The organism is Serratia sp. UGAL515B_01 (assembly GCF_033095805.1).
Taxonomy (GTDB): domain Bacteria; phylum Pseudomonadota; class Gammaproteobacteria; order Enterobacterales; family Enterobacteriaceae; genus Chania.
In genome coordinates, this window is record NZ_CP109901.1 from 3539992 (window position 1) to 3563866 (window position 23875).

At 49.5% G+C, this 23875-nt stretch carries 38 protein-coding genes; 1 reads left to right on the top strand and 37 read right to left on the bottom strand.

Annotation, left to right across the window (positions count from 1 at the left end):
* Positions 1 to 32 precede the first annotated feature (32 nt).
* From secY to fkpA, 33 genes are all read right to left on the bottom strand, one after another.
* The gene (gene secY / locus OK023_RS15965; RefSeq protein ID WP_317693658.1) at positions 33 to 1364 is read right to left on the bottom strand and encodes a preprotein translocase subunit SecY; all 1332 of its coding nucleotides are present in this window, start codon (positions 1362 to 1364) and stop codon (positions 33 to 35) included.
* Between the two features lie 8 nt (positions 1365 to 1372).
* Positions 1373 to 1807, bottom strand: coding sequence for a 50S ribosomal protein L15 (gene rplO, locus OK023_RS15970; protein ID WP_024912197.1), 435 nt, complete (start codon positions 1805 to 1807; stop codon positions 1373 to 1375).
* Between the two features lie 3 nt (positions 1808 to 1810).
* On the bottom strand, positions 1811 to 1990 hold the full coding sequence (gene rpmD, locus OK023_RS15975) for a 50S ribosomal protein L30 (protein ID WP_142007995.1): 180 nt from the start codon (positions 1988 to 1990) through the stop codon (positions 1811 to 1813).
* Between the two features lie 6 nt (positions 1991 to 1996).
* Positions 1997 to 2497: a 30S ribosomal protein S5 gene (gene rpsE / locus OK023_RS15980; RefSeq protein ID WP_004929747.1), complete on the bottom strand. Its 501-nt coding sequence runs from the start codon at positions 2495 to 2497 to the stop codon at positions 1997 to 1999.
* Between the two features lie 14 nt (positions 2498 to 2511).
* The gene (gene rplR / locus OK023_RS15985; protein WP_317693659.1) at positions 2512 to 2865 is read right to left on the bottom strand and encodes a 50S ribosomal protein L18; all 354 of its coding nucleotides are present in this window, start codon (positions 2863 to 2865) and stop codon (positions 2512 to 2514) included.
* Between the two features lie 9 nt (positions 2866 to 2874).
* Entirely contained in the window at positions 2875 to 3408 is a 534-nt protein-coding gene (gene rplF, locus OK023_RS15990; RefSeq protein WP_317693660.1) for a 50S ribosomal protein L6, read from the bottom strand.
* Between the two features lie 14 nt (positions 3409 to 3422).
* Positions 3423 to 3815, bottom strand: coding sequence for a 30S ribosomal protein S8 (gene rpsH / locus OK023_RS15995; RefSeq protein WP_317693661.1), 393 nt, complete (start codon positions 3813 to 3815; stop codon positions 3423 to 3425).
* Positions 3816 to 3845: 30 nt separating this feature from the next.
* A complete protein-coding gene (gene rpsN, locus OK023_RS16000) occupies positions 3846 to 4151 on the bottom strand; it encodes a 30S ribosomal protein S14 (RefSeq protein ID WP_202308054.1) in 306 nt (101 codons plus the stop codon).
* Positions 4152 to 4164: 13 nt separating this feature from the next.
* Positions 4165 to 4704 carry a 50S ribosomal protein L5 gene (gene rplE, locus OK023_RS16005; RefSeq protein WP_317693662.1) on the bottom strand — a complete coding sequence of 180 codons (540 nt, stop codon included), beginning with the start codon at positions 4702 to 4704 and terminating at the stop codon, positions 4165 to 4167.
* 14 nt (positions 4705 to 4718) lie between these two features.
* Positions 4719 to 5033 carry a 50S ribosomal protein L24 gene (gene rplX, locus OK023_RS16010; protein ID WP_021808126.1) on the bottom strand — a complete coding sequence of 105 codons (315 nt, stop codon included), beginning with the start codon at positions 5031 to 5033 and terminating at the stop codon, positions 4719 to 4721.
* A 10-nt stretch (positions 5034 to 5043) separates the two neighbouring features.
* Positions 5044 to 5415: a 50S ribosomal protein L14 gene (gene rplN, locus OK023_RS16015; protein ID WP_000613954.1), complete on the bottom strand. Its 372-nt coding sequence runs from the start codon at positions 5413 to 5415 to the stop codon at positions 5044 to 5046.
* A 166-nt stretch (positions 5416 to 5581) separates the two neighbouring features.
* Positions 5582 to 5836 carry a 30S ribosomal protein S17 gene (gene rpsQ, locus OK023_RS16020; RefSeq protein ID WP_234587549.1) on the bottom strand — a complete coding sequence of 85 codons (255 nt, stop codon included), beginning with the start codon at positions 5834 to 5836 and terminating at the stop codon, positions 5582 to 5584.
* On the bottom strand, positions 5837 to 6028 hold the full coding sequence (gene rpmC, locus OK023_RS16025) for a 50S ribosomal protein L29 (RefSeq protein WP_002218942.1): 192 nt from the start codon (positions 6026 to 6028) through the stop codon (positions 5837 to 5839). It lies immediately after the preceding gene.
* The gene (gene rplP / locus OK023_RS16030; RefSeq protein ID WP_004951171.1) at positions 6028 to 6438 is read right to left on the bottom strand and encodes a 50S ribosomal protein L16; all 411 of its coding nucleotides are present in this window, start codon (positions 6436 to 6438) and stop codon (positions 6028 to 6030) included. Before rplP ends, rpmC begins: the two co-directional genes overlap by 1 nt.
* A 12-nt stretch (positions 6439 to 6450) precedes the next feature.
* A complete protein-coding gene (gene rpsC, locus OK023_RS16035; protein ID WP_317693663.1) occupies positions 6451 to 7149 on the bottom strand; it encodes a 30S ribosomal protein S3 in 699 nt (232 codons plus the stop codon).
* A 17-nt stretch (positions 7150 to 7166) separates the two neighbouring features.
* Positions 7167 to 7499 carry a 50S ribosomal protein L22 gene (gene rplV / locus OK023_RS16040; RefSeq protein WP_002223844.1) on the bottom strand — a complete coding sequence of 111 codons (333 nt, stop codon included), beginning with the start codon at positions 7497 to 7499 and terminating at the stop codon, positions 7167 to 7169.
* 14 nt (positions 7500 to 7513) lie between these two features.
* Positions 7514 to 7792 carry a 30S ribosomal protein S19 gene (gene rpsS, locus OK023_RS16045; protein ID WP_004929772.1) on the bottom strand — a complete coding sequence of 93 codons (279 nt, stop codon included), beginning with the start codon at positions 7790 to 7792 and terminating at the stop codon, positions 7514 to 7516.
* A 14-nt stretch (positions 7793 to 7806) separates the two neighbouring features.
* Complete coding sequence (rplB, locus tag OK023_RS16050) at positions 7807 to 8631, bottom strand: 50S ribosomal protein L2 (RefSeq protein WP_024912205.1); 825 nt, start codon at positions 8629 to 8631, stop codon at positions 7807 to 7809.
* Between the two features lie 18 nt (positions 8632 to 8649).
* On the bottom strand, positions 8650 to 8952 hold the full coding sequence (gene rplW / locus OK023_RS16055) for a 50S ribosomal protein L23 (protein ID WP_317693664.1): 303 nt from the start codon (positions 8950 to 8952) through the stop codon (positions 8650 to 8652).
* Positions 8949 to 9554, bottom strand: coding sequence for a 50S ribosomal protein L4 (gene rplD, locus OK023_RS16060; RefSeq protein ID WP_004929779.1), 606 nt, complete (start codon positions 9552 to 9554; stop codon positions 8949 to 8951). The genes rplW and rplD overlap by 4 nt, the downstream gene beginning before the upstream one ends.
* A gap of 10 nt (positions 9555 to 9564) precedes the next feature.
* Complete coding sequence (gene rplC / locus OK023_RS16065) at positions 9565 to 10194, bottom strand: 50S ribosomal protein L3 (protein WP_142008002.1); 630 nt, start codon at positions 10192 to 10194, stop codon at positions 9565 to 9567.
* A gap of 32 nt (positions 10195 to 10226) precedes the next feature.
* On the bottom strand, positions 10227 to 10538 hold the full coding sequence (rpsJ, locus tag OK023_RS16070) for a 30S ribosomal protein S10 (protein WP_001181005.1): 312 nt from the start codon (positions 10536 to 10538) through the stop codon (positions 10227 to 10229).
* Between the two features lie 631 nt (positions 10539 to 11169).
* Positions 11170 to 11649 carry a bacterioferritin gene (bfr, locus tag OK023_RS16075; RefSeq protein WP_317693665.1) on the bottom strand — a complete coding sequence of 160 codons (480 nt, stop codon included), beginning with the start codon at positions 11647 to 11649 and terminating at the stop codon, positions 11170 to 11172.
* A gap of 83 nt (positions 11650 to 11732) precedes the next feature.
* Complete coding sequence (gene bfd, locus OK023_RS16080; protein ID WP_317693666.1) at positions 11733 to 11927, bottom strand: bacterioferritin-associated ferredoxin; 195 nt, start codon at positions 11925 to 11927, stop codon at positions 11733 to 11735.
* Between the two features lie 118 nt (positions 11928 to 12045).
* The gene (tuf, locus tag OK023_RS16085; protein ID WP_317693667.1) at positions 12046 to 13230 is read right to left on the bottom strand and encodes an elongation factor Tu; all 1185 of its coding nucleotides are present in this window, start codon (positions 13228 to 13230) and stop codon (positions 12046 to 12048) included.
* Between the two features lie 70 nt (positions 13231 to 13300).
* A complete protein-coding gene (fusA, locus tag OK023_RS16090; RefSeq protein ID WP_317693668.1) occupies positions 13301 to 15409 on the bottom strand; it encodes an elongation factor G in 2109 nt (702 codons plus the stop codon).
* Positions 15410 to 15506: 97 nt separating this feature from the next.
* Positions 15507 to 15977, bottom strand: coding sequence for a 30S ribosomal protein S7 (gene rpsG / locus OK023_RS16095; RefSeq protein ID WP_127959713.1), 471 nt, complete (start codon positions 15975 to 15977; stop codon positions 15507 to 15509).
* 96 nt (positions 15978 to 16073) lie between these two features.
* Positions 16074 to 16448, bottom strand: a complete 375-nt coding sequence (gene rpsL, locus OK023_RS16100; RefSeq protein ID WP_004930426.1) for a 30S ribosomal protein S12 — start codon at positions 16446 to 16448, stop codon at positions 16074 to 16076.
* 144 nt (positions 16449 to 16592) lie between these two features.
* On the bottom strand, positions 16593 to 16880 hold the full coding sequence (gene tusB, locus OK023_RS16105; RefSeq protein ID WP_317693669.1) for a sulfurtransferase complex subunit TusB: 288 nt from the start codon (positions 16878 to 16880) through the stop codon (positions 16593 to 16595).
* A gap of 9 nt (positions 16881 to 16889) precedes the next feature.
* Positions 16890 to 17249, bottom strand: a complete 360-nt coding sequence (tusC, locus tag OK023_RS16110; protein ID WP_317693670.1) for a sulfurtransferase complex subunit TusC — start codon at positions 17247 to 17249, stop codon at positions 16890 to 16892.
* A gap of 9 nt (positions 17250 to 17258) precedes the next feature.
* Positions 17259 to 17648, bottom strand: a complete 390-nt coding sequence (gene tusD / locus OK023_RS16115) for a sulfurtransferase complex subunit TusD (RefSeq protein WP_317693671.1) — start codon at positions 17646 to 17648, stop codon at positions 17259 to 17261.
* On the bottom strand, positions 17648 to 18370 hold the full coding sequence (locus OK023_RS16120; protein ID WP_317693672.1) for a transcriptional regulator: 723 nt from the start codon (positions 18368 to 18370) through the stop codon (positions 17648 to 17650). Before OK023_RS16120 ends, tusD begins: the two co-directional genes overlap by 1 nt.
* A 366-nt stretch (positions 18371 to 18736) precedes the next feature.
* Positions 18737 to 19612, bottom strand: coding sequence for an FKBP-type peptidyl-prolyl cis-trans isomerase (fkpA, locus tag OK023_RS16125; RefSeq protein WP_317693673.1), 876 nt, complete (start codon positions 19610 to 19612; stop codon positions 18737 to 18739).
* 388 nt (positions 19613 to 20000) lie between these two features.
* Between fkpA and OK023_RS16130 the strand changes: the two genes are divergently transcribed.
* A complete protein-coding gene (locus OK023_RS16130; RefSeq protein ID WP_317693674.1) occupies positions 20001 to 20228 on the top strand; it encodes a protein SlyX in 228 nt (75 codons plus the stop codon).
* A 43-nt stretch (positions 20229 to 20271) separates the two neighbouring features.
* On the opposite strand, the gene slyD is transcribed toward OK023_RS16130, so the two are convergent.
* From slyD to kefG, 4 genes are all read right to left on the bottom strand, one after another.
* Positions 20272 to 20847 (bottom strand): peptidylprolyl isomerase, encoded by a 576-nt coding sequence (gene slyD / locus OK023_RS16135; protein ID WP_317693675.1) that lies wholly within the window; start codon positions 20845 to 20847, stop codon positions 20272 to 20274.
* A gap of 198 nt (positions 20848 to 21045) precedes the next feature.
* Entirely contained in the window at positions 21046 to 21249 is a 204-nt protein-coding gene (locus OK023_RS16140) for a YheV family putative zinc ribbon protein (protein WP_317697765.1), read from the bottom strand.
* A 63-nt stretch (positions 21250 to 21312) separates the two neighbouring features.
* Positions 21313 to 23118 (bottom strand): glutathione-regulated potassium-efflux system protein KefB, encoded by a 1806-nt coding sequence (gene kefB, locus OK023_RS16145; RefSeq protein WP_317693676.1) that lies wholly within the window; start codon positions 23116 to 23118, stop codon positions 21313 to 21315.
* A complete protein-coding gene (gene kefG, locus OK023_RS16150; protein WP_317697767.1) occupies positions 23118 to 23672 on the bottom strand; it encodes a glutathione-regulated potassium-efflux system ancillary protein KefG in 555 nt (184 codons plus the stop codon). Before kefG ends, kefB begins: the two co-directional genes overlap by 1 nt.
* Positions 23673 to 23875: the final 203 nt, after the last annotated feature.

Sequence of the window (23875 nt, forward strand, 5' to 3'; positions counted from 1 at the left end):
TTTACTCTCCGTAACTTCTCAAACGCACCTGACTAGCGGTTATAACCTTTCAGGTTTGCTTTCTTCAATGCAGACTCGTACTGACTTGACATCATCAGAGTTTGCACTTGAGCCATAAAGTCCATGATGACGACAACCACTATCAGTAGCGAGGTACCACCAAAGTAGAATGGTACTTTCATTGCATCACGCATGAACTCCGGGATGAGGCAGATAAAAGTAATATACAACGCGCCCACCAAGGTTAAGCGCGTCATTACTTTATCGATATACTTCGCCGTTTGCTCTCCCGGACGAATTCCTGGTACGAAGGCACCGGACTTCTTCAGGTTATCTGCTGTTTCACGCGGGTTGAAAACCAACGCAGTGTAGAAGAAACAGAAGAAGATGATTGCAGAAGCATAGAGTAGCACATAAAGCGGTTGCCCAGGCTGCAAGTATAACGAAATCGTTGTCAGCCAGTTCCAACCGGTACCGCCCCCAAACCATGATGCAATCGTGGCAGGGAACAGAATAATGCTGGAAGCGAAGATTGCTGGGATTACCCCTGCCATGTTCACTTTCAACGGTAAGTGTGTACTCTGTGCTGCGTAAACACGACGACCTTGTTGACGTTTCGCATAGTTAACGACAATACGACGCTGACCACGTTCCATGAAAACAACGAAGAAGGTTACTGCAAACACTAATACTGCAACCAACAGCAACAGGAGGAAGTGCAAGTCGCCCTGCCGAGCTTGCTCAATAGTATGGCCAATTGCCGGCGGAAGACCCGCTACAATACCCGCGAAGATGATGATCGAAATACCATTACCGATACCTCGTTCAGTAATCTGCTCGCCTAGCCACATCAGGAACATTGTCCCGGTTACCAGACTCACAACCGCAGTAAAGTAGAATGCAAAGCCTGGATTTAACACCAGGCCCTGCATACCAGGCATATTCGGCAAACCGGTAGCAATACCGATTGACTGGAATATGGCCAATACCAGCGTACCGTAACGGGTGTACTGGCTAATCTTGCGACGGCCAGCTTCCCCTTCTTTCTTGATTTCCGCTAACGTAGGGTGAACCACCGTCAACAGCTGGATAATAATCGACGCCGAGATATACGGCATGATCCCCAGAGCAAAAATAGAAGCACGGCTAAGGGCACCACCAGAGAACATGTTAAACATTTCAATGATGGTACCTCTTTGCTGCTCAAGCAATTTGGCAAGCACAGTGGCGTCGATACCAGGAATCGGAATAAAAGAGCCGATACGGAAGACAATTAGCGCGCCGATAACAAACAAAAGTCTGCGCTTCAGTTCGCCGAGCCCGCCTTTAGCACTTTGAAAATCTAGTCCTGGTTGCTTAGCCATTAGCTCACTTATTCCTCAATTTTACCGCCAGCAGCTTCGATAGCAGCACGAGCGCCTTTGGTGACACGCAGACCACGCAGGGTAACCGGACGAGCGATTTCACCAGAAAGCATCACTTTAGCGAACTCGATCTGGGTACCAACAACGTTAGCGGCTTTCAGCGTGTTCAGGTCGATTACGTCGCCTTCGATCAGAGCTAGCTCAGACAGACGAACTTCTGCCGTGATCATAGCTTTGCGAGAGGTGAAGCCGAATTTCGGCAAACGACGATATAAAGGCATCTGACCACCTTCAAAACCACGACGTACGCCACCGCCAGAACGAGACTTCTGACCTTTGTGACCACGGCCGCCAGTTTTACCCAGGCCAGAACCAATACCACGACCTACACGCTTCGGCGCATGCTTGGCACCTTCAGCCGGAGACAGAGTATTTAAACGCATCTGTTACTCCTCAACTTTAACCATGTAGGAAACCAGGTTGATCATACCGCGTACAGCAGGAGTATCCTCGCGCTCAACGGTGTGACCAATACGACGCAGACCCAGGCCGAGCAGTGTAGCTTTATGCTTCGGCAGACGGCCAATGGCGCTGCGAACTTGTGTAACTTTGATAGTCTTAGCCATGGTCAATTACCCCAGAATGTCTGCAACGGATTTACCACGCTTGGCAGCGACCATTTCAGGAGACTTCATATTTGCCAAAGCGTCGATAGTTGCACGAACCACGTTGATCGGGTTGGTGGAACCATAAGCTTTAGCCAATACGTTGTGCACCCCAGCAACTTCGAGAACGGCGCGCATTGCACCACCCGCGATGATACCGGTACCTTCGTGAGCTGGCTGCATGAACACACGGGACCCCGTATGTGCACCTTTAACCGGGTGCTGTAGGGTGCCGCTGTTCAAAGCGACATTCATCATGTTGCGACGGGCTTTTTCCATCGCTTTCTGGATCGCTGCTGGAACTTCGCGTGCTTTGCCGTAGCCAAAACCAACGCGACCGTTACCATCACCAACGACAGTCAGTGCGGTAAAGCTGAAAATACGGCCACCTTTTACGGTTTTGGATACGCGGTTTACCGCGATCAGCTTTTCCTGCAGTTCGCCAGCTTGTTTTTCGATGTGAGCCATCTTAAACCTCTTCCTTAGAACTGAAGGCCAGCTTCACGGGCAGCATCTGCCAGTGCCTGGACTCGACCATGATATTGGAAACCGGAACGGTCAAAGGAGACTTTAGCAATCCCTTTTTCCAACGCGCGTTCAGCCAGTGCTTTACCAACTGCTGCTGCTGCGTCTTTGTTACCGGAGTACTTCAATTGCTCATTGATAGCTTTTTCTACAGTAGAAGCGGCTACCAGTACTTCAGAACCATTGGGAGCAATGACCTGTGCGTAAATGTGACGCGGGGTACGATGTACCACCAGGCGGGTTGCCCCCAGTTCTTTGAGCTTACGGCGTGCGCGGGTCGCACGACGGATACGAGCAGATTTCTTATCCATAGTGTTACCTTACTTCTTCTTAGCCTCTTTGGTACGCACGACTTCGTCGGCGTAACGGACACCCTTGCCTTTATAAGGCTCAGGACGGCGGTAGGCTCGCAGATCTGCAGCAACCTGGCCAATAAGCTGCTTATCAGCGCCTTTCAGCACGATTTCAGTTTGGCTAGGGCACTCTGCAGTAATACCTGCTGGCAGCTGGTGATCCACTGGGTGAGAGAAGCCTAAGGCTAAATTCACCACATTGCCTTTAATGGCTGCACGATAACCAACACCTACCAGTTGAAGCTTCTTGGTGAAGCCTTCGGTAACACCGACAACCATTGCGTTCAGCAGAGCGCGCGTGGTACCCGCTTGGGCCCATGCATTTACAAAACCTTCACGCGGAGCGAAAGTCAATGTATTAGCTTCTTGCGTAACGATAACGGCGTCATGGACTGTACGAGTCAGCTCGCCGTTTTTACCCTTAATCGAAATAACCTGACCGTTGAGTTTTACCTCTACGCCGGCAGGAATGACGACGGGTGCTTTTGCAACACGAGACATTCTTTCCTCCCGAATTAAGCTACGTAGCAGATAATCTCGCCACCAAGACCAGCCTGGCGAGCTGCACGATCGGTCATAACACCTTTAGAGGTAGAAATAACAGCGATACCCAAACCGGCCATAACTTTTGGCAGCTCATCTTTTTTCTTATAGATGCGCAGACCTGGACGGCTGATACGCTGAATGCTTTCTACCACTGCGTTGCCCTGGAAGTACTTCAGTACCAGCTCCAGAACAGGCTTGGCATCGCCTTCGACTTTGAAATCTTCAATATAACCTTCTTCCTTCAGCACGTTGGCAATAGCCACTTTCAGCTTGGAGGAAGGCATGGTGACCGCAACTTTGTTCGCGGCTTGACCGTTACGGATACGGGTCAGCATATCCGCGATCGGATCTTGCATGCTCATCTGTCTTTACTCCCGTGATTCAATTGGTAATTACCAGCTAGCCTTTTTCAAGCCTGGCACTTCACCGCGCATAGCGGCTTCACGTAGCTTGATACGGCTCAACCCGAACTTGCCCACATAACCATGCGGACGACCAGTTTGGCGGCAGCGTTTACGCTGACGAGACGGGCTGGAATCACGCGGCAGACTCTGCAGCTTGAGAACAGCATTCCAACGATCTTCGTCGGATGAGTTCACACCAGAAATGATAGCTTTCAACTCCTCGCGTTTAGCGCGGTACTTGTCAGCCAGTTTCACGCGAACAACTTCGCGTGCTTTCATTGATTGCTTAGCCATCAGTAACCCTGCCTTACTTGCGGAACGGGAAGTTAAAAGCAGCCAACAGTGCGCGGCCTTCATCATCAGATTTCGCAGAAGTGGTAATGGTAATATCCAAACCACGAACACGATCGACTTTGTCGTAGTCGATTTCTGGGAAGATGATTTGCTCACGCACACCCATGCTGTAGTTACCACGACCATCGAATGACTTGGCGGATAGGCCACGGAAGTCACGGATACGTGGAACAGCAATGGAAATCAGACGCTCAAAGAACTCCCACATGCGTTCGCCACGCAGAGTTACTTTACAGCCGATCGGATAGCCCTGGCGGATTTTGAAGCCTGCAACAGATTTGCGTGCTTTGGTGACTAACGGTTTTTGACCGGAGATTGCTGCCAAATCGGCTGCTGCATTGTCCAGCAGTTTCTTGTCAGCGATCGCTTCACCAACACCCATATTCAGGGTGATCTTCTCGACCCGAGGGACTTGCATGACAGAGTTGTAATCAAACTGAGACATCAGTTGTTTGACTACCTCGTCTTTGTAGTAATCATGCAGTTTCGCCATCGTCATACTCCAAATTACTTGATAGTTTCGCTGTTAGATTTGAAAAAACGGACTTTCTTACCGTCTTCGAATCTAAAGCCTACACGGTCAGCCTTACCGGTAGCCGAGTTGAAGAGCGCAATGTTGGAAACCTGAATAGCAGCTTCTTTTTCAACAATGCCACCTGGCTGGTTCAGAGCCGGTACAGGCTTCTGATGCTTTTTAACCAGGTTGATCCCTTCAACAATGACCTTACCAGCAGACAGGACATTTTTTACTTTACCGCGTTTACCTTTGTCTTTCCCGGTAAGCACGATAACTTCGTCATCACGACGGATTTTCGCTGCCATGGTTCGCTCCTTAGAGTACTTCTGGTGCCAGAGAGATAATTTTCATGAACTTCTCATTACGCAGTTCACGAGTTACCGGCCCAAAAATACGCGTACCGATAGGTTGCTCGCTGTTATTGTTCAAAATAACACATGCATTACCATCGAAGCGAATGACAGAACCGTCCGGGCGACGTACACCCTTCTTGGTGCGCACCACTACCGCTTTCAGCACATCGCCTTTCTTCACCTTACCGCGAGGAATTGCTTCCTTGATGGTAATTTTGATGATGTCGCCGACGCCTGCGTAGCGACGGTGCGAGCCACCTAGAACCTTGATACACATTACGCGACGTGCACCGGAGTTGTCGGCCACGTTCAGCATAGTCTGTTCTTGGATCATGTTAGTGCTCCGCTAATGTCAACTACAACTTTAGGACCTATTACTAGGTCGTTGAAAAGCCCCATAACTGAGGGCGCAGCATTATAACACCGCTTCCAATGTATGGGTAGAAAAAATAAACGGCTCACTTACTGAGCCGTTTATTAAGTTAGAGCCAGCTACTCTATTACAGAATCGCTTTCTCTACAACGCGAACCAACGTCCAAGATTTGGTCTTGGACAATGGCCGGCATTCACGGATTTCTACCACGTCGCCGATACCACACTCGTTGTTCTCGTCATGTACGTGTAGCTTAGTCGTACGCTTGATGAATTTCCCGTAGATTGGGTGCTTCACCGTACGTTCGATAGCGACAACCAAGGATTTCTCCATTTTGTCACTAACAACACGACCTTGCAGTGTACGGATAATATCAGTCATTTACGCACCCGCCTTTTCAGTCAGTAAAGTCTTAACGCGTGCGACATTACGACGCACTTGTTTCAACAGGTGAGTTTGTTGCAGTTGGCCACTCGCCGCCTGCATGCGTAAGTTGAATTGCTCACGCAGCAGGTTGAGCAGCTCAGTGTTCAGCTCTTCAACACTTTTTTCACGCAGCTCTTGTGCTTTCATTACATCACCGTCTTAGTTACAAAGGTGGTTTTGATCGGCAGTTTCGCTGCTGCCAGCTTGAACGCTTCACGGGCGACTTCTTCTGGCACACCGTCCATTTCGTACAGGACTTTACCAGGTTGGATCAGGGCAACCCAATACTCCACGTTCCCTTTACCTTTACCCATACGCACTTCAAGCGGCTTCTCGGTGATTGGTTTGTCCGGGAATACACGGATCCAAATCTTACCTTGACGCTTAACTGCACGAGTCATTGCACGACGAGCTGCTTCGATTTGACGAGCAGTCAGACGGCCACGGCCAACAGCTTTCAGACCGAAAGTGCCGAAGCTAACATCCGTACCCTGCGCCAGGCCACGGTTGCGGCCTTTGTGCATCTTACGGAATTTTGTACGCTTTGGTTGTAACATCAGCGACTCTCCTTACTTGCGGCCTTTACGCTGCTGCTTTTTAGGTTGAGCAGCCGGTTCCGGTTGTTCAACTGCAGCCATACCACCCAGGATCTCACCTTTGAAGATCCATACCTTAACGCCGATTACACCATAAGTGGTGTGCGCTTCAGATGTGTTGTAATCGATATCCGCACGCAATGTATGCAGTGGAACACGACCTTCACGGTACCATTCAGTACGCGCGATTTCAGCACCGCCAAGACGGCCACTTACTTCAACTTTGATACCTTTAGCGCCAAGACGCATTGCGTTCTGTACTGCACGCTTCATAGCACGACGGAACATAACACGACGTTCCAGCTGTGAAGTAATGCTGTCAGCAACCAATTTCGCGTCCAGTTCCGGTTTACGGACTTCGGCGATGTTAATTTGCGCAGGAACGCCAGCGATTTTCGCTACGACCATACGCAGTTTTTCGACATCTTCGCCCTTCTTGCCGATAACGATGCCTGGGCGAGCAGTGTGAATAGTCACACGGATGCTCTTCGCAGGACGCTCGATAACGATGCGAGAAACGGAAGCTTTCGCCAGCTCTTTAGACAAGAATTGACGAACTTTAAAGTCGCTGTCCAGGTTGTCAGCGAATTCTTTGGTATTCGCGTACCAAGTAGAGTTCCAAGGTTTGACAATACCCAGGCGAATACCATTAGGATGTACTTTCTGACCCATTGCTAGTCTCCAGAGTCTCAGCGATCGGACACAACCACAGTAATGTGGCTGGTGCGCTTCAGGATGCGATCTGCACGACCTTTCGCACGCGGCATAATGCGCTTCATGCTTGGGCCTTCGTCGACGAAGATTTTCGTGACTTTCAGATCATCGATGTCAGCGCCATCGTTGTGTTCTGCGTTAGCAATGGCAGACTCCAGCACCTTCTTAACCAGACCAGCAGCTTTCTTGTTGGTATAGGTCAGAGTTTCCAGAGCTTGCGACACTTTCTTACCGCGGATCAGGTCAGCAACAAGGCGGACCTTCTGAGCAGAAGAACGAGCGTGGCGATGTTTAGCGATAGTTTCCATCTCTTCCTCCTACCTTAGCGCTTTTTAGCTTTTTTATCAGCCGCATGGCCGCGATAAGTACGAGTCGGCGCGAATTCACCCAGTTTGTGACCGACCATTTCATCGGAAACGAACACTGGTACGTGCTGACGACCATTATGGACAGCGATGGTCAAACCGATCATGTTAGGAAAGATCGTTGAACGACGGGACCAAGTGCGCAAAGGCTTCTTGTCACCGCTTTCCACCGCTTTCTCTACCTTCTTCAGCAAGTGCAGGTCAATAAATGGACCTTTCTTGAGAGAACGTGGCATGGCTTATCCTCTAATTATTTTTTACTACGGCGACGTACGATGAACTTGTCAGTACGCTTGTTGCTACGGGTCTTCTTACCTTTGGTCTGAACGCCCCACGGAGTTACCGGGTGCTTACCAAAGTTACGACCTTCACCACCACCGTGCGGGTGATCTACTGGGTTCATCGCCGTACCGCGAACGGTAGGACGAACACCACGCCAACGTGCAGCACCTGCTTTACCCAAAACGCGAAGCATATGTTCAGCATTACCGACTTCACCCAAGGTGGCACGGCAATCAACTGGAACTTTACGCATTTCGCCAGAGCGCAGACGCAGAGTTACGTAGGAACCATCACGTGCAACGATCTGAACGTAGGCACCAGCAGAACGCGCCAACTGGCCGCCTTTACCTGGTTTCATTTCTACGTTATGAACCGTTGAACCTACTGGGATGTTACGCATAGGCAGGGTGTTACCTGCTTTAATTGCAGCATCAACTCCAGATTGGATCTGGTCACCAGCTTTCAGGCCTTTAGGCGCAAGGATATAACGGCGTTCGCCGTCTTTGTACAGAACCAGCGCGATGTTCGCGGAACGGTTCGGATCGTACTCCAGACGCTCAACCACAGCAGGGATACCATCTTTGTTGCGTTTGAAGTCAACCAGACGATAATGTTGCTTGTGGCCACCACCGATATGACGCGTGGTGATACGGCCATTGTTGTTACGACCACCGCTTTTGCTCAGTTTCTCAAGCAGCGGGGCATAAGGTTTACCCTTGTGCAGCTCAGGGTTAACCACTTTAACAACGTGGCGACGACCCGGAGATGTAGGTTTACATTTAACAATTGCCATTGTTCTTACTCCTCCGACTTACTCTGCGCCGCTGATGAAGTCCAGGTTCTGGCCTTCTTTCAGGGTGACGTAAGCTTTTTTCCAGTCGCTACGACGACCAACACGCTGACCGTGACGCTTCACTTTTCCTTTAACAACAAGGGTGTTAACGTCTTTGACTTCGACTTCAAACAGTTTCTGCACTGCAGCTTTGATTTCTGCTTTGGTCGCGTCTTTGGCAACTTTGAGAACGATGGTGTTACTTTTTTCCATCGCAGCCGATGCTTTTTCAGATACGTGCGGTGCACGCAGCACTTTCAGCAAACGTTCTTCACGGATCATGCCAGCATCTCCTCAACTTGCTTCACAGCATCAGCAGTCATAACCACTTTGTCGAAGGCGATCAGGCTAACCGGGTCGATACCTGCTACATCGCGCACGTCAACCTTGTACAGGTTGCGGGCAGCCAGGAACAGATTCTCATCCAGTTCACCGGTAACGATCAGCACATCTTCCAGCGCCATATCTTTCAGTTTCTGTGCAAGCAGCTTGGTTTTAGGCGCTTCTACAGAGAACTTTTCGACAACGATCAGACGATCTTGACGTACCAGTTCGGACAGGATGCTTTTCAGCGCGCCGCGGTACATCTTTTTGTTTACTTTCTGACTGTGGTCCTGTGGCTTAGCAGCAAAGGTCACCCCACCGGAACGCCAGATCGGGCTCTTTACAGAACCTGAACGCGCACGGCCAGTACCTTTCTGACGCCATGGTTTTTTACCGGAACCAGTCACTTCAGCACGGGTCTTCTGAGCACGAGTACCTTGACGGGCACCTGCTGCATAAGCAACAACAACCTGATGTACCAGCGCTTCGTTGAAATCACGACCGAAGGTAGTTTCGGAAACAGTCAGCGCGCTTTGCGCGTCTTTCAATACTAATTCCATTGCTATCCCCTTACGCCTTCACAGCTGGTTTAACGATCAGGTTGCCACCGGTAGCGCCCGGTACAGCACCCTTAACCAGCAGCAGGTTGCGCTCAGCGTCAACACGTACTACGTCCAGGCTTTGAACGGTTACACGCTCGTCACCCAGGTGGCCAGCCATTTTCTTGCCTTTGAACACTTTGCCCGGAGTCTGGTTCTGACCGATAGAACCCGGAACGCGGTGAGACAAGGAGTTACCGTGGGTAGCGTCTTGGGTACGGAAGTTCCAGCGCTTTACAGTGCCAGCAAAACCTTTACCTTTAGAAGTACCTGTAACATCAACTTTCTTAACGTCAGCGAAAATTTCTACGCTGATTTCTTGACCCGCAGTGAACTCCTGACCTTCTTCAAGGCGGAACTCCCACAGACCACGGCCAGCTTCAACGCCAGCTTTAGCGAAATGGCCCGCTTCCGGTTTGGTCACACGGTTCGCTTTTTTGCTACCAGTAGTGACCTGAATGGCACGGTACCCGTCGTTATCCAGGTCTTTAACCTGAGTCACACGGTTCGCTTCAATTTCAATTACGGTTACTGGGATAGAAACGCCGTCTTCAGTGAAGATACGCGTCATGCCCACTTTTTTACCGACTAAACCAATCATTGTTTCAACCTCTCAATCGCTCAATGACCTGATTAACCCAGGCTGATCTGCACGTCCACACCGGCAGCCAGATCCAGACGCATCAGAGCATCAACGGTTTTCTCGGTTGGCTCAACGATGTCAACCAGACGCTTGTGAGTGCGGATCTCGTACTGATCACGCGCATCTTTGTTGACGTGCGGAGAGATCAGAACGGTAAAGCGCTCTTTGCGAGTTGGCAGCGGGATCGGACCACGGACTTGCGCACCAGTGCGCTTGGCAGTCTCGACGATTTCCGCGGTTGATTGATCGATCAGACGATGATCAAACGCTTTCAGGCGGATACGGATTCTTTGGTTCTGCATGAGACCAGAGCTCCAATTATTTATAAACGTAAATAATTACTCCTCGCACCCATTTCGATTGATGGGGGAGTGTAATCGTCAACATATAACCCCCATGTCGGGAGTATTGTTCGAAGGGCAAAACGTACCTGCCTATCGACTGATTCGCTAAAATCAGGCTTACCAAGATTAGGTAAGCCCGCGCATTATACGCAAAACTGAACAGGAAGCAAGTAATGGATGGCGATGCACCAAGGATGGCGGTGATTTCAGCAGGTGGGCATTTTGACGATCAAAGTGATAGGTATAAGAACGGGGAAATGCTTTTGCTCCCCTATTCCTAGGCTGTGTCCCTTAACTGTACGCGAGCGCCGCTGGCGGTCATTTACGCGCAGAGCAAGGCGTGAGCCGTGAGGTTTGGTGGGCCAAATAAACGGCGAGCAACGCAGAAATGCGCGCAAATGGCCCCAGCCTGTAGGGTCGCACCCCAAAAGCCCATTCTCCGTGTTGTCGGGCTTGAACAGAGGACCGCACTCTGCCCTTCCCCCTCCACCTTGATAATGGGCTTTTGGGTCTGCGACGGCACCACGGACAGTAAAGGGACACTGCCTAGTACCTACCATGATACATTAGCGACGGGGAGCAGTTAGTATCAGTCTTTTGGTTCCAGCACCTGATTCTGCGTGTAGTTTTGAATACCTAAGCGTTCGATCAGGCTTAATTCTGTCTCCAACCAGTCAATATGCTCTTCCTCATCGGCTAAAACATCTTTCATCAGATCGCGGCTGACGTAGTCATGGATCGAATCAGCGTAGGCAATTCCTTCACGCAAATCTTTTGCTCCTTTAAGCTCAAGATTGAGGTCGGATTTCAACATTTCTTCAATATCTTCGCCAATATTTAGTTTGCCAAGCTCTTGCAAGTTCGGTATCCCTTCAAGAAACAGAATACGTTCTATGTAGCGATCGGCATGTTTCATCTCATCGATCGACTCGTGATATTCCTTGGCGTTGAGACGCATCAAGCCCCAGTTTTTGAACATTCGGGCATGCAGGAAATATTGATTGATAGCAACCAGCTCGTTGCCGAGCAGTTTATTGAGGTGGGCAATGATTTTTTTATCGCCTTTCATAGGTATCTCCTCTTGGGAAGTTCTAGAAGTGTAGAACCTATGAACAAAGAGTCAAAGAACCGCCTGACCTTTTAGTTTCCGAGTTAGGCAACTTTGTGTAGATGAATAATCGCAGCACGTTCCTCAAGCAGGATTTGTCTCGCCTGGCGCATACATTTACCGCAATCCTTACCGATTGGCACCAAGCTACGTAATTGTTTAATCGTATGGGGACCGTGTTGACGTACTGCATTGCGGATCGCTTTGTCAGTCACTGCATTGCATAGGCATACGTACATAAGTGGGACTCACTGCATAATCTATTTCATAATTCTAAGTGAGAATAGTTTCCATTTCAATTAAAATCAAAAAAGGGCACCGAAGTGCCCTCTTTTAATGCTCGTAAGTTACTTGCTATTAAGCAAGAACTTTAGCAACAACGCCCGCACCTACGGTACGGCCACCTTCACGGATTGCGAAACGCAGACCGTCATCCATCGCGATTGGGTGGATCAGGGTAACAACCATGTTCACGTTATCGCCAGGCATTACCATCTCTACGCCTTCTGGCAGTTCGATGGTACCGGTCACGTCAGTTGTACGGAAGTAAAACTGTGGACGGTAGCCTTTGAAGAATGGAGTATGACGACCACCTTCTTCTTTGCTCAGGATGTACACTTCTGAGTCAAATTTGGTGTGCGGCTTGATAGAACCTGGTTTAGCCAGAACCTGACCACGTTCGATATCTTCACGCTTGATACCACGCAGCAGAACACCCACGTTCTCACCCGCACGGCCTTCGTCCAGCAGTTTGCGGAACATTTCAACGCCAGTACAGGTAGACTTAACAGTGTCTTTGATACCAACGATTTCAACTTCTTCGCCAACCTTGATGATACCGCGCTCAACACGACCAGTAACAACGGTACCACGACCAGAGATGGAGAATACGTCTTCAATTGGCAGCAGGAATGGCTTGTCAATCGCACGCTCTGGCTCTGGGATGTAAGAATCCAGATGACCAGCCAGCTCAATGATCTTCGCTTCCCACTCTGGCACGCCATTCAGCGCTTGCAGAGCCGAACCACGGACAACTGGCAGATCATCACCAGGGAAGTCATAAGCAGACAGAAGTTCACGAACTTCCATTTCCACCAGTTCCAGCAGCTCTTCATCATCAACCATGTCACATTTGTTCATGAATACGATGATGTAAGGAACGCCAACCTGACGACCCAGCAGGATGTGCTCACGAGTCTGAGGCATTGGGCCGTCAGTCGCAGCAACAACCAGGATAGCGCCGTCCATCTGAGCAGCACCGGTGATCATGTTTTTCACGTAGTCGGCGTGCCCTGGGCAGTCAACGTGTGCGTAGTGGCGAGTCGGGGTGTCATACTCAACGTGAGAAGTGTTGATAGTGATACCACGTGCTTTTTCTTCTGGTGCGTTATCGATCTGGTCGAAAGCACGAGCGCTACCACCGTAGGTTTTAGCCAGAACGGTAGTGATTGCAGCAGTCAGGGTAGTTTTACCGTGGTCAACGTGGCCGATAGTACCAACGTTAACGTGCGGTTTGGAACGTTCAAATTTTTCTTTAGACACGGCTATATTCCTTACTCTTATGCTCCCCCTTTTGGTGAGAGCACTGGATCAATGTGTTAAACCCGAAAGCTTATTTACCACGGGCTTCGATAACGGCCAGAGCGACGTTGTTCGGCGCTTCAGCATACTTCAAAAACTCCATGGAGTATGAAGCACGGCCCTGGGTCTGAGAACGCAGGTCAGTAGCATAACCAAACATTTCAGACAGCGGAACCTGAGCGCGAACGGTTTTACCGGTAGCAGTATCATCCATGCCTTCGATCATACCGCGACGACGGTTCAAGTCACCAATTACGTCACCCATATAATCTTCAGGGGTTTCAACTTCAACCTTCATTACAGGCTCAAGCAGAACTGGTTTGGCTTTCTTGAACGCATCTTTAAATGCGATAGAAGCAGCCAATTTAAACGCCAGTTCAGAGGAGTCAACATCGTGGTAAGAACCGAAGTGCAAGCGCACTTTGATGTCAACAACAGGATAACCTGCCAGTGGACCGGCTTTCAGCTGCTCCTGGATACCTTTATCAACGGCTGGGATGAATTCCTTAGGAATCGTACCACCCACGATGTCGTTGACAAATTCGTAACCAACGCCGCCTGGAGGCAGAGGCATCATATCGATCACAACGTGACCGTACTGACCGCGACCACCAGACTGTTTGGCGTGCTTACCTTCAATGTCTTTAACCGTATCGCGGATCGTTTCACGGTAAGCAACCTGCGGCTTACCGACGTTTGCTTCAACGTGAAACTCGCGACGCATACGGTCAACCAAGACATCCAAGTGCAGCTCACCCATACCCGCGATGATAGTCTGACCTGATTCTTCATCAGTCCATACGCGGAATGATGGGTCTTCCTTCGCCAAGCGGCCAAGAGCCATACCCATTTTTTCCTGGTCAGCTTTGGTTTTTGGTTCAACAGCAACCGAGATTACCGGATCTGGGAATTCCATACGCTCAAGAATGATCGGGTTAGCAGGATCACACAACGTATCACCGGTAGTTACATCTTTCAGACCGATTGCCGCAGCGATGTCGCCAGCACGAACTTCTTTGATTTCTTCACGCTTGTTAGCGTGCATCTGAACGATACGGCCCAGACGCTCACGCTGAGCTTTGACTGAGTTCAAAACGGTGTCACCGGAGTTAACAACACCCGAGTAAACACGGAAGAACGTCAGGTTACCCACGAATGGGTCGGTAGCGATTTTAAACGCCAACGCTGAGAAAGGCTCTTTGTCATCAGAGTGACGAACCGCTGGGGTGTCTTTCCCATCGTCCAGCATACCGTTGATAGCTTCAACGTCAGTTGGGGCCGGCAAGTATTCAACAACCGCATCCAGCATTGCCTGTACGCCTTTGTTTTTAAACGCAGAACCACAGGTAACCAGGATAATTTCATTCTTCAGCACGCGCTGACGCAGAGCTTTTTTGATCTCTTCCTCGGTCAGCTCTTCGCCGCCCAGGTATTTATCCATCAGCTCTTCAGAAGCTTCAGCTGCAGATTCAACTAGATTCTGGTGCCACTCTTCAGCCAACTCAACCATGTCTGCAGGGATGTCTTCATATTCAAAGCTCACGCCCTGGTCTGCATCACTCCAGTTAATCGCTTTCATTTTCACCAGGTCAATAACACCGGTGAACTTCTCTTCAGCACCGATCGCCAGTTGCAATGGAACCGGGTTTGCTGCTAGACGAGATTTAAGCTGACCAACCACTTTCAGGAAGTTGGCACCCATACGGTCCATTTTGTTAACGAACGCGATGCGTGGCACTTTATATTTGTTAGCCTGACGCCATACAGTTTCTGACTGTGGCTGCACACCACCAACGGCACAGTAAACCATTACTGCACCATCCAACACACGCATTGAACGTTCTACTTCGATAGTGAAGTCAACGTGACCAGGGGTGTCGATAATGTTAATACGATGCGGCTCAAACTGTTTGGCCATGCCTGACCAGAAGGCGGTCGTCGCAGCAGAAGTGATAGTAATACCACGTTCCTGTTCCTGCTCCATCCAGTCCATGGTCGCGGTGCCTTCGTGCGTTTCACCAATCTTATGGTTTACACCGGTATAGAACAAAATACGTTCGGTAGTGGTGGTTTTACCGGCGTCGATGTGAGCACTGATACCGATATTACGGTAACGCGCAATGGGTGTTGTACGAGCCATTTTATTCCTCTATTGCCTTAGGCGTTCAAGTTCAGTTAAGCCAAGCAGGTTAGCTTCTTGGAGCGCCCGCTTGGTTAGCATAACTACTACGTGGTAATTACCAACGGTAGTGGGCGAACGCCTTGTTGGCTTCTGCCATACGGTGAACATCTTCACGCTTCTTAACAGCAGAACCTTTGTTCTCTGCTGCATCAGACAGTTCATTCGCCAGGCGCAGAGCCATGGATTTATCACCACGTTTACGAGCAGCATCAACGATCCAGCGCATTGCAAGGGCATTACGACGAACCGGACGAACTTCAACTGGAACCTGATAAGTAGAACCACCAACGCGGCGAGACTTAACTTCTACAGTCGGGCGCACGTTGTCCAGAGCGACTTCGAAAGCTTCCAGATGATTTTTACCAGAGCGCTGAGCCAGGGTCTCCAGCGCGGTATAGACGATTGCTTCTGCAGTAGATTTTTTACCGTCTACCATCAGAATATTTACAAATTTGGCCAACAGCTCTGATCCGAACTTAGGATCTGGCAGGATTTTACGTTGGCCGATTACGCGACGACGTGGCATGGAAATACTCCGTTGTTAATTCAGGATTGTCCAAAACTCTATGAGTTTATTTTGACATTAAAGTGAAAATGTTTGGCCTTACTTAACGGAGAACCATTAAGCCTTTGGCTTCTTCACGCCGTACTTGGAACGAGCTTGCTTGCGGTCTTTAACACCGGAACAGTCAAGTGCACCACGAACGGTGTGATAACGAACACCTGGCAGGTCTTTAACACGACCGCCACGGATCAGGATCACGGAGTGCTCCTGCAGGTTGTGACCTTCACCACCGATGTAGGAAGTCACTTCGAAACCGTTGGTTAAACGCACACGGCATACTTTACGCAGTGCAGAGTTTGGTTTTTTCGGGGTGGTGGTATACACGCGGGTACATACACCACGTTTCTGCGGGCAAGCTTCCAGCGCTGGAACGTTGCTTTTAGCAGCCTTCACAGAGCGTGGTTTGCGAACCAGCTGATTAATCGTTGCCATTCAAAAAGCTCCTGGGTTTTGCTTCGTTTCTTGCTTCGTAAACACGTGATAAGTCCCCTCGTATGCACTACTGGCAAAGTACGAGGACGCAGAATTTTATGGCTGACCTGTAGAGGTGTCAAGAAATATACAACATTACTCGCATTACCATGCCATTTGGCTGCGGTGCTTTACGGTTAATTCAACGAAATGAGTATAACCGATGACAGTAATATTGTGTGAAATACAACCAGCCAGCCCTCTTGCATCAAGATCGTTCCGCAACGCATATAGCTTTGCTGGGGCATTAAGCAATAAATCAAGCCAGGCGCTGCCGGCAAGACCGGCGAGCACACCGTCTTGCATCAATAACAAGGCATCGCCTTCCTCGGTAAGCTTCAACAGTGCAGGGAGATCGCAGTGGGTAGGGGAATGGCTGAGAGTAAACAGCATTTGAGTATCCTAAAATGTCATTACGACATCGTAACTGGCCAGTTTCTGCCGTAACGCATCAGCGGGAAGAATCTCCGCGGCCAACACCCAATCGTTGACACTTTGTAAGCCACGTTCATGCAAAGCAGCTTCACAAACATAGACATGTTCAACGTCATACAACGGCAATAATCCGAAAGTAGCAATATAGTTTCGTGCCAAAATCTTTTCCGGTTGCTGACCGGGAAGCAACTGCAACACACCGTCGGCAATGAAAAAAACAGCGATGTCCTCGCTGAGTGCCGAAGTCGCAAGCAAGGCATCCAGTCCTTCCCTACCGGATGCATTACCATGCGGCCCGTGAGTAAAAACAAATGCAACTCGTTTCATATTACTCTCTTAAAACTGCACAAGACGGTCACAGCTCAGTGCAGCTTCTGCCAATGAACCTAAACCACTCAGGGTAAAACCAGCCTGTAGATTTGACGTAACCAGCTTAAGCTGCTCGGCTTCCTGTTCATCAGCCACTCCCCGACGCAGAGCAGCAGCCACACAAACGTTAAGTTCAATACCATGTTGCTGCGCTAGGGCAACCCACGCCCGTACCAGATCAAACTCATCGTTCGCCGGAGACGTCAATTGGTTAGCATTCAGCACGCCTTCGCGATAAAAGAAGACGCAAGAAATTCGGTGACCAGCAGCCAATAAGGCCTGAGCGAACTGCCAAGCGCTGCTAGCCTGTTGTGAACCATAAGCAGGCCCGGTAACCAGTAGACAATAATTCAGCATCAGCGCTCATTACCCAGCAGATCGCCACTTTTAAACTGGCGGATATACAGATACACGGTATGTTTGGAGATATTCAGGCGGTCGGCAACCTGATTAATTGCATCCTTGATATCAAATATCCCTTTCTCATAGAGATTGAGCACTATTTGACGATTTTTCGCGTTATTCGACACATTGCGATCGGCATTCACCTCTTCGATAGTGAACTCCAGCGTCTGTGCCACCAAATCATCAACCGAGGAAGCAAAGTTGACCGAGGAAGCGACTTCTTGCGTTTCTGGCGGCATGAAAGTCTGAATGATCTGGGAAAAAGGCACATCAAGGTTCATGTTGATGCAAAGCAGACCAATAACGCGCTGCTCGCGATTTCGGATGGCTATCGTTACTGATTTCATCAGAACACCGCTTTTGGCACGAGTAAAATAGGCTTTGGAAACGCTACTGTCATCCCCCGCCATATCATGCTGCATACGCAGTGCAAGGTCAGTAATAGGAGATCCGATTTTACGTCCGGTATGCTCGCCATTAGCGATTCTTACTGCGGAACATTTCAGATCTTCGAGCGAATGCAGCACGATCTCACAGTGCGCACCGATCAACATTGCCAACCCATCAACCACGGCTTCATATGACTTCAGGATTTCGTAATCCGTCTGGCTAAACGGACGTTCATTCTGCAAATCAAGTTCGCTGGTTTCGCTGGATAAAAGCGAATTAGACATCGGAGATACCACCTCATAGAACGCCTGGGCCAGGGGGCGCAGCTAAAACTGCTCATGCAATCACACCTGAAAGATATTCTGGTGGAGTACAGCCATCATCCACAGGTGAGAGGCCAAGAACAGTTTTAGATACATGCCCTAAGGGGCAGACGCATGATTCATAAGTTCAGACCGCGAGTCTAGCAAACTGCCAGATCAGAGTCCTTTTCTTTGCGCGTGTTATTGACGTTAAGCCCGATGCCAGCTAGGCGTCAAGCGATCAGTTAAGAGAGTATTAAACTTGTAGGGAATTTGAATGATGACTGGTTTGGAAGTAAAAAACCGCCGCCAAGAAGATTATTGGCGGCAGTTGATGAAATTAAGGACTTACTTAGCTTTGGTATCGGTTGCTGCTTCGCTAGCTGCTTTTTCTGTCTTTTCGTCAGCTTTAGGTGCTGGTTTTATATCCAGTAACTCAACATCAAAGACCAGAGTGGAATTGGCTGGGATACCGGGAACACCTGTTTTGCCGTAAGCCAGTGCTGGTGGGATAACAAGCTTGATTTTACCACCTTTCTTGACATGTTTCAGTCCTTCGGTCCAACCTGGGATCACGCCGTCTAAACGGAATGATAATGGCTCGCCGCGGTCATAGGAATTATCAAACACGGTACCATCGGTGAGGGTACCTTTGTAGTTCACCACAACAGTATCAGTGTCTTTTGGTGCTTCACCTGTCCCTTCCTTTTCTACCAGATACAGCAGACCAGACTCGGTTTTCTTCACGCCTTTTTCTTTGGCAAAGGACTCAGTGTATTTGGTTCCTTTTGCTTCATTTTCTTTCGCGTCCTGCTCCATCTTAGCCTGAGCAGAGGCTTTCACACGTGCTTCAAAACCTTGTAATGTTTTTTCAATATCTGCATCATTCAGCTTGCTCTGGTTGGTAAACGCATCCTGAACACCAGCCAGCAACTGGTCTTTATCCAGTTTTATCCCCAGCTTTTCCTGCTCTTTCAGCGAGTTTTCCATATAACGGCCCAGTGAGGCACCCAGTGCATAAGCGGCTTGCTCATCGTCGTTCTTGAATTTTCCCGTGCTTGGTGCCTCTGCTGGTTTAGCTGCTTCCGCAGGTGCTGCTTTAGCTGCTTCTGCAGTTGCCGCAGCAGCGTCAGGTTTAGCTGCATCGGCCGCCATAACGTGAGTCACATTCAGAGCAAAGGCCATCGTGGTTGCAAGAAGCGTGACTTTAAACAAAGATTTCATCCATATCTCCAGTGTCTGAAGCGATGCCCCAAACAATCATTAAGTAAATTAACCAAGCTACTATAACTGCCTGAACCTAATAAAACAGTCACACAGGTAATCAATCGAGTCAAGATGTGACCACTTAATCGTACATAAGTTTCAAACCGCGGCCTAGAGTCTACACATTAGATATTATTAACGTAAGCAGTTTAGCCAGTTGGATACTCCGACCACTCGTCCTTCTTAATGGAATGATAGTTAACTGCTTTTTTAAGTTGCACTGATATTTACTTTATTAGATACCGTGCTCTGAAACGCCACTTTAGTAAATTACACAGCACAAAGTCTGCTGCTACTGCTAACATAGATTCGGGATTCGTGATTTAACAGCACTAAAGGTAACATAATGCACAACACAGGTGACGAGAGCTTAAAAAAACGGCTGGAAGAGTTGGAAAGCCGGCTGGCATTTCAGGAAATAACTATCGAAGAGCTTAACCAAACCGTGGTGCGGCATCAGTTGGAAATGTTGAAATTGCAGGAGCAGCTTCGCCTATTGGTTGATAAACTGCGCGCCACTCAACCTTCGATGATCGCTTCACAGTCAGAAGAAACCCCACCACCACATTACTGAAAAAGGCCGCATAAGCGACCTCTTTGTAATAAGAACATCTGGATCAGTGGCAACCGCAACCACCGTTACCGCCACAGCCACCTTTCTTTTCATGGTCATGTTCGTGATCATGACCACCACAGCAGCCATCACCGTGTTCATGGTGATGATCGTGCTCGCCGTGAACATGCCCGTGAGCCAACTCTTCTTCTGTGGCTTCACGGATTGCAACAACTTCCACATTGAAGTTCAGGTTTTGACCGGCAAGCATGTGGTTGCCATCAACCACAACATGGTCACCATCCACTTCAGTGATCTCAACAGGCACTGGCCCTTGATCGGTATCTGCCAGGAAACGCATGCCAACCTGCAGTTCGTCAACGCCCATGAAAACGTCTTTTGGTACGCGCTGCACCAGGTTTTCGTCGTAGTTACCGTATGCGTCGTTAGCACCGACATGAACGTCAAACCGCTCGCCCACATCGCGACCTTCTAATGCTGTTTCCAGACCAGAAATCAGAGAGCCATGCCCATGCAGATAGTCCAACGGTGCACTCACCGGAGACTCATCAACCAAAACACCGTCTTCTGTACGTACCTGATAAGCCAAACTGACTACCAGGTCTTTTGCTACTTTCATGATATCTCCTACCGTTGGATACCCGTCTTACTTGAAGCAGTAGGGGTGTTGGCTGCAAGCGCTCACCCCAGTCACATAGTCAGCCCTTGCCGCCTACCTGAAGCCCCAAGTACTTTGGGTAGAAACTAAATCGGTGAAGATTGTATCGGAAATCTGCCTCAGTGTACCCTCCAGCATGAAAAATCACGGCAGATAACGCTATTCAGGGTGAAAAATACCGATCACCTGCTCTTGTGCGCGGACGTGTTTCTCAACCTGTTGCTCGGTCTGGCGCTGATAATGCTTACACTTGACACACTCCACCACCTCAACCTGATCTTCACGCCACACCATCATCGAATCCATAGCGTTACAGCTTGGACACACTGCTCCGGCGATAAATCTTTTACGTGTTACAGACATCATTAAGCTCCGAATTTTTTCGCTATTGACGGGTATGGCTCACGGGCAACTGAGAGACAACGCCTAGTCTTCATCCCAGCCATCAAACTGCCGCTTTTCTTTTTGCATTTCACGGTGGAAAAGCTCTTCCAGTTCGCGCCGTGCTTCTTTAACACGTGAGATCTGCGCCACATCACCCTGGTGCGGTGGCATTAACTCTCGCAACATACGCATATCCAATCGCCGGAAGTGCTGTTGCGCGCGATGAGCCTGATGAGGATGCATGCCCAGCTCCATCAACGTTTTACGTCCTAGTTCGAGGGCACTGGAAAACGTTTCTCGGCTGAATTGTTTTACTCCCGCCTGTAACAGTTCGTGAGCCTCTACACGGCCTCTGGCTCGCGCCAGAATAGAGAGGTTAGGGAAATGAGTCTGACATAAATGAACGATAGCCATCGTGTCTTCCGGTTCATTACAGGTAATGACGATGGATTTAGCCTTCTCTGCTCCCGCCGCACGTAACAGCTCCAACTCAGTAGCATCCCCATAGTAAACCTTATAGCCATAACGGCGCAGTACGCCAACCGCACTGACATCGCGTTCCAGTACGGTAATGCGCATTTTGTTGGCCATCAGCAAGCGGCCAACCACCTGCCCGAAACGGCCAAAGCCGATAATGATCACCTGGGGATCATCATCCTCTACATAGGGTTTTTCTTCATTTTCATCCTGAACGTTGTAACGATGGGCAAGAACGCGATCAATTATTTGCATCAATAAAGGTGTCGTCATCATCGAGAGAGTTACAACTACCGACAACAATGCCAACTGTTTTGTATCCAGAACATGCTGAGTCGACGCTACTGAAAACAGCACGAATGCAAATTCCCCACCTTGACTCAGCACGCCAGAAAACTGCGTGCGTACGGCACTACGCAAACCGAATATGCTCGCCAACGAGTACAATATACTTGACTTAACGGCTATCAGGACAAAGACGCCTAATAGCACCTGCGCCAGATGGGTATAAAGTACGCCGATATTCAAGGCCATCCCTACCGAGATGAAAAACAGCCCAAGCAACAACCCTTTGAAAGGCTCGATAGCAATTTCCAGCTCATGGCGATATTCACTTTCGGCCAACAGCACTCCAGCGATAAACGTCCCCAGAGCCATCGACAGACCAAGTGTTTCCATGAACAATGCGGCGCCCAACACAACCAGCAGCGCTGCTGCCGTAAAGATTTCCCGCACGCCTGAGGAGGCGATATAGCGAAACAGTGGCCGCAGCAGGACGCGGCCACCAATCAGCATGCCACCGAATGCCGCTACCTTTATGGCGATGTCAGCCCAGTCGTCGCTGTTGCCTGCTCCTCCCGCCAAGAGAGGGATCAAGGCCAACGCAGGGATCACCGCCATATCCTGGAACAGCAGCACAGAGAAACCTAGCTGCCCCCCTTCATTGCGGTTCATGCCTTTTTCACGCATCAGCTGAAGCGCCATGGCCGTTGACGACATCGCCAGGCCAATACCACCAATCACCGCGGCCTGCCAAGCAAAATGGCTGAAGTAAAGCAACGTCCCCATTACCGCAGCGGTGATCAACACTTGCCCAGCCCCAACACCGAAGATCGAACGACGTAGTTGCCACAGCTTGGCCGGATTCAACTCCAGCCCGATGATAAACATCAGAAACACCACGCCAAGCTCTGAGAAGTGCAGTATTTCATCGACATCTCGGATAAAACCCAATCCCCAAGGGCCAATGGCGATACCGGCGATCAGGTAGCCTAAAACCGCGCCTATCCCCAAACGGCGGGCAATAGGCACCGTAACCACGGCTGCAAACAGAAATAACAGAATGGCGCTGATTAGCGTTGCACCTTCCATCACAACCTCCCTTTATATTGCAGAGGGTTACGCAACCAATCATCATAAGCATCGGCATGGGTACTCAACACTTCGGGCTTCTGACGGCGCGCCCAGTACACCACCATCGGCGTCAACCAGTGCATATGGCACATGGCAGCGGTCAGTTCAAAAGGACGCAGGACATCCTCGATGGGATAACGGTTATAACCCCCGATTCGATAAGCTCCTTCAGGCTCGCCGGTGGTGATCACCGATCGCCAGTATTTACCTGCCAGTGCATTACCGCCAATACCACTGGCAAAACCACGGACCAGAACACGATCCAGCCACTCTTTCAACAGAGCTGGGCAACTGTAGGTATATAAAGGGTGTTGAAAAACAATAATCTGATGGTCACGCAACAGTTGTTGTTCGTGGTGAATATCAATAAAAAAGTCTGGGTAGTGTGCATATAAGTCGTGCACGGTAACGTGTTCCAATTGCTGTGCCGGCTTTAACAAAACCCGATTCGCTACCGAGTTCTGGGATTCCGGATGGGTATACAGCAGCAAAACCTTAGGTGGCTGCGACATCATTCCCCTCCAAAGCGTCGTCATGCCGGCAGATTTCCGTTACCATGCAACGCAAAGACTGATAATTAGGACAGCATAAACTCGTATTCTTCAAGCTGCTGCGCTGTTGGCTGCGTTCACTTGCTCCAGCCCTGACTCAAGTAAGCCCGTGAGGATGCACCAAATTGCAGCATAGCCGCAACTTGAAAGAAATAGGTGAGTGT